Genomic DNA, 4,855 nt, shown 5'->3' on the forward strand with positions numbered 1-4,855 from the left:
GCTGTCGTAATTAGATAGCAGTGTAATGCTAATTGCTTTGTTTGCCCATAAAAAAACCAGCGCGAGGCTGGTTTTTTGGAGGCGACGTTAAGCCACAGTTAGGTTAAAACGTACAGCACTTTTTACGGTACTGAATTTACGGTACTGAATTACAGTACGCCGCGGCGCACTTGGTCGCGCTCAATAGATTCAAACAAGGCTTTGAAGTTACCTTCACCGAAACCTAGGTTGTTCTTACGCTGAATGATCTCGATGAAAATAGGGCCAAACAAATTCTTGGTGAAAATCTGTAATAGATATCCATCTTCATCGCCATCGATCAAAATCTGATGATGTTTTATTTTTTCTCTGTCTTCAGTCACTTGTGGAAGCTTGTCGAAGATAGTTTTGTAATATTCAGGAATGATATCTAAGGTTTCAATAGCAGTCCCTTCCATCGCATCCAAAGAGGCGACGATATCACGGCTTCTGAAGGCTAAATGCTGCACCCCAGGGCCATTGTATTCACCCAAATACTCATCGATTTGATTCTTGTCGTTGCCTTTACCTTCGTTGATGGGGATGCAGAAGCTGCCATCGGGAGAGCGAAGGGCATAAGAAACCAAAGCGGTTTGCGAGCCTTTAATGTCAAAGTAGCGCACTTCGGTAAAGCCAAAGATGTCTTTGTAGAAATTAGCCCACTTCTCCATGGTGCCTTTATAGACATTGTTGGTTAAATGATCGACTTCCATAAAGCCCTTTTCTTGGGTATGGATTGGGTCTTCTAAATCAACAAAGTCTGTCATGTAGATATTGTTATCGCTGCCAAAGGTATCAATAAAGTAAATCAAGCTGTCGCCGATGCCATAAATGGCAGGGTATGGCATGTCTTTACTGGCATCTGTTGCTGGCTTTGCGCCGCGCTCAACGGCTGCGTTAAAGGCAAAGGCTGCATCTTCAACACGCCAGCCCATAGAACAAATAGCAGGGCCGTGAGACTTAGCAAATTCTGCCGAGAAGCCTTTTTTGCTCTTGCTCAGTAGAAAGTTAATGTCATTTTGCTGGTAATAAATAATATCGCTGTTCTTGGCTTTTTTAAGCATAGAGAAGCCAAAGTCGATAAAGACTTGGTGCATGAAGTCGGTATCTGGGCTGGCAAATTCTGTAAATTCAATGCCTAAAAGACCCAGTGGGTTAAGTTCGCTCGCCATCTTGTTATCCTCTTTTATGTTCAATCAACACGCCATCACTCTAGGGTGACTTGGGTTAGTGACAGGTTCTGATGTCCCTTAAGCTTTCGCTCAAGTCTCATTCAGCGTTAGTCTTCTAACCAAGAACGGTTGTAATCTTGGCTCATGCACGTTTGCACATGAGATGTCAGTTTCAGTGGTGCGAAGGTGTCGACCATCACAGCGTATTCGTAAGTTTCTTTCTTGCCAATTGACGCTTCAGTGCGACCCGGTTGTGGCCCGTGAGGCACACCTTTTTGGTGCAGCGTCATAAAGCCGGCTTCAATGCCGGTGCGGCTCATAAAGTCGCCGTCCACGTAATACAGCACTTCGTCGCTGTCGATATTATTGTGGTAATAAGGCGCGGGTATTGATTTTGGGTGGAAGTCATAAGGCCTTGGCACAAAGTTACACACCACAAAGTTATGGGCGGTGAAAACTAAATGATCTGAGGGCGGCAAATGAATTTTACCGACCTTTGGCGCGTATTCGGCGATGTTAAACGCCCAAGGGTAGACGCAGCCGTCCCAGCCAACTAAATCAAATGGGTGCCACTCCAGTGTGGTTTCTTGGTAGCTGTTGCCAAATTTGCTGATTAAGGCAAATTCGCCGCGCTCAACCACAGCCTCGGCTAATTCTGGAGTGCGAATATCACGCTCACAATAGGGGGCAGATTCCAATAACTGGCCGTATTCATTTCTAAAATGCTTAGGCACTTCCACCATGGAAAAAGATTCAATCACAAATAAACGTACATTGCTGTAATCGTTAAATTTAAGCTGGTAGGTGGTGCCGCGGGGGATAATTAAGTAATCCCACTTCATGACGTTGAGCACGCCGTATTCGCTTAACAGCTCGCCTTCACCTTCGTGGATAAACACGATTTCATCGGCGTAGGCGTTGCGGTAAAACTCATGGGTGTCTTCAGTGACTTTGGCTGTGTATAAGCTCACGTCATTATTAAAGAAGATTTTATTGCGGGCGCTGAAAAAGCAGCCCTCACAATCGGCTTGGCGTGAGTCTAATTTGTAATTTTGAATTAACGAGTCTTGCCAAGTGTCGCCATGGCTTAAGACATAAGGCGCAACACTAAATGCCTTGGTGGGCATGTTGTGGTGATATTTATTGGAATAAATATTAGAAAAACCATGGGTTGAGAACAATTCCTCACGGTAAAGCTCGCCATTGTCTTTTTCGAATGCAATATGGCGCTTATTGGGAATTTGACCTTGTTTTACATAAAAAGGCATTGCGCTTCCTCTAATTATTTGCAACCAAGTTGCGTTGACTGTGCAAGTTGCGTTATCGATTAATGTCTGTACCGCAATGGCTCATGTTCACGCGCGCCTTGATGCAGATTTTATTAATCCTGTGATCTAGCTATCAATTTAGTTGCTAGGATGAACAAAAAAAAGAATAATAAATAACGCAACTCCATCCATTTTTTAGATTGTCATGATTTGCTGACAATAGTGTCAGTAAATCATGACAATCTGTCTTTTAAGGCGGGACCATGAGGATTGATATCGACAGCTTTAATGTGCTTCAAGTGTTGGTGGAAGAGGGCAGTTTTGCCAAAGCCTCCGAGCGGCTTCATAAAGCGCAGTCGGCGGTGAGTTATCAAGTTAAAAAGCTTGAGCAGCACCTTGGCGTCACTCTGTTTAACCGCGATAAATACCGCGCGGAACTCACCGCTGAAGGTAAAATTATTCTAATTGAAGGGCAAAGGTTGTTAGAGCAGCTGGCCAATATTGAGCACCTAGCCAGCCGGTTTAGCCAAGGCTGGGAGCCCAAGCTTGAGCTGGTGATTGATGGCTCATTACCCATGGAACCCATCATGACAGCGCTTAAGCGGATGTCAGAGCATAATGTGCCCACTAAGATTCAGCTCAATATGGAGTTTTTGGGCGGGGTGCAGCACAGGTTTGAGCGCGACAAAGCTGATTTAATGATGGTCAAAGATTATCGCAGCGGGCCTTATTATCATGCTAAACCTTTGCCGAGTATTACCAGTGCTTTGGTGGTGGCGAACGGCCATCCATTAGCGCGCGCTCGGGCGGTGAGTTTATCTCAGTTGCAACAGCATGTTGAGCTGACGATTGAGGATTCATCCCCAAACCGCCTCGGCCGTGATGAACTGCAATTTGGCGGTGATAAGGTATTTTACTTATCAGGCTTTATTATGAAAAAAAATGCTCTACTGCAAGGGCTGGGTTTTGGCTGGATGCCGGATTTTTTAATTGGTGAAGAGCTTGTCTCAGGGGAGTTGGTGATGGTGGACTTTATGGGCGGCAGTCGGTTTAATTACACTCCGCAATTAGTGTCGACCTTAGCCAGACCCTTAGGGCGAGCGGGGCAGCTGTTCACAGAATTGATTTTAGAAGAGTTTGATTTATTCCACCAAAACTTGCCCTTTGGTAGCAGCGGCTCAGGACTTGGGTAACTTTTGGTTACATTTAAAACTTGTGTTGGCTAACCACCTTGGACATATTATGTCTTATGAGTTTTAGCGGTTTAGCTTTATTTAATGGTTAATTCGACAGTTAGCATTATTTTTAGATCAGCAAGGAGCAAGTGATGACAAAGCGTTGCCATGAAGTAGATTATGAAATTATCGGCGAGAGTATGCAGCTGGTTGAAGTTGAACTCGACCCTAATGAAACCGTGATTGCCGAAGCTGGCGCCATGAATTACTTAGAGCAAGATATTGATTTTGAAGCTAAGATGGGCGATGGCTCAGAGCCAGAATCAGGCTTTTTTGGTAAGATTTTAGGCGCAGGCAAGCGGGCATTAAGTGGCGAAAGCATCTTTATGACTCATTTTAGTAACCAAGGTAATCAAAAACGTAAAGTGGCCTTTGCCGCGCCGTACCCTGGGACTATTTTAGCCCTTGATTTGAGCCAGTACGGCGAAGAGCTGATTTGCCAAAAAGACAGCTTCCTTGCAGCAGCCCTTGGCACCCAAGTCACCATGAAGTTTAATCGCCGTTTAGGCACAGGTTTTTTTGGCGGTGAAGGTTTTATTCTGCAAAACCTCAAGGGCGATGGCATGGTGTTTGTACATGCGGGCGGCACCTTAATTAAGAAAGAGCTTAAGGGCGAAACCTTAAGAGTCGACACAGGTTGTATTGTCGGTTTCACCGCTGGCATTGATTACGATATTCAGCGCGCTGGCTCACTTAAGTCCATGGTGTTTGGCGGCGAAGGCTTGTTTTTAGCGACCCTAAGTGGCCATGGCACTGTGTGGCTGCAAAGCTTACCTTTCTCGCGGATGGCAGACCGTATTATTGCCCATGCTCCCAGTGCCGGCGGCAGCGACCGTGGTGAAGGCTCGGTGCTTGGCGGCATAGGCCGGATGATCGATGGTAGATAGCAGATAGTCGCGTTTTTACGGTTAATAGTTAATGGCTAATGGTTAATGGTTAATGGTTAATAGCGAAAGCTGCATAACCGCAATTAGATCCACTTTTCCTCACTTAAAAGATGCATCAGCCCCGTAACCTTTGGCTCGGGGTTCAAGCGTGTTTGACCCAGCTCACACATGCAATTTACATTCAAGTTACAATTTTAAAGATTGTAAATATCGATGAGATTGAGATTCATTATCCTTTAGAGTGCGCGCTTCTTTTAAAATTAAGCCCCTTTTAA

At 45.1% G+C, this 4,855-nt stretch carries 4 protein-coding genes; 2 read left to right on the forward strand and 2 right to left on the reverse strand.

Annotated elements, in window-relative coordinates; genetic code table 11:
- Positions 1-149: 149 nt before the first annotated feature.
- Together hppD and H5073_RS17665 are read right to left on the reverse strand one after the other, a co-directional pair.
- Positions 150-1,190, reverse strand: a complete 1,041-nt coding sequence (gene hppD, locus H5073_RS17660; protein ID WP_182680879.1) for a 4-hydroxyphenylpyruvate dioxygenase — start codon at positions 1,188-1,190, stop codon at positions 150-152.
- A gap of 107 nt (positions 1,191-1,297) precedes the next feature.
- The gene (locus tag H5073_RS17665) at positions 1,298-2,458 is read right to left on the reverse strand and encodes a homogentisate 1,2-dioxygenase (protein WP_182680880.1); all 1,161 of its coding nucleotides are present in this window, start codon (positions 2,456-2,458) and stop codon (positions 1,298-1,300) included.
- A gap of 263 nt (positions 2,459-2,721) precedes the next feature.
- Here H5073_RS17665 and H5073_RS17670 point away from each other — a divergent pair, with 263 nt between their 5' ends.
- Together H5073_RS17670 and H5073_RS17675 are read left to right on the forward strand one after the other, a co-directional pair.
- A complete protein-coding gene (locus H5073_RS17670; protein ID WP_182680881.1) occupies positions 2,722-3,651 on the forward strand; it encodes a LysR family transcriptional regulator in 930 nt (309 codons plus the stop codon).
- 134 nt (positions 3,652-3,785) lie between these two features.
- Positions 3,786-4,580, forward strand: coding sequence for a TIGR00266 family protein (locus tag H5073_RS17675; RefSeq protein WP_182680882.1), 795 nt, complete (start codon positions 3,786-3,788; stop codon positions 4,578-4,580).
- The last annotated feature ends 275 nt before the right edge of the window (positions 4,581-4,855 follow it).

Source organism: Shewanella sp. SR44-3, assembly GCF_014163735.1.
GTDB lineage: Bacteria > Pseudomonadota > Gammaproteobacteria > Enterobacterales > Shewanellaceae > Shewanella.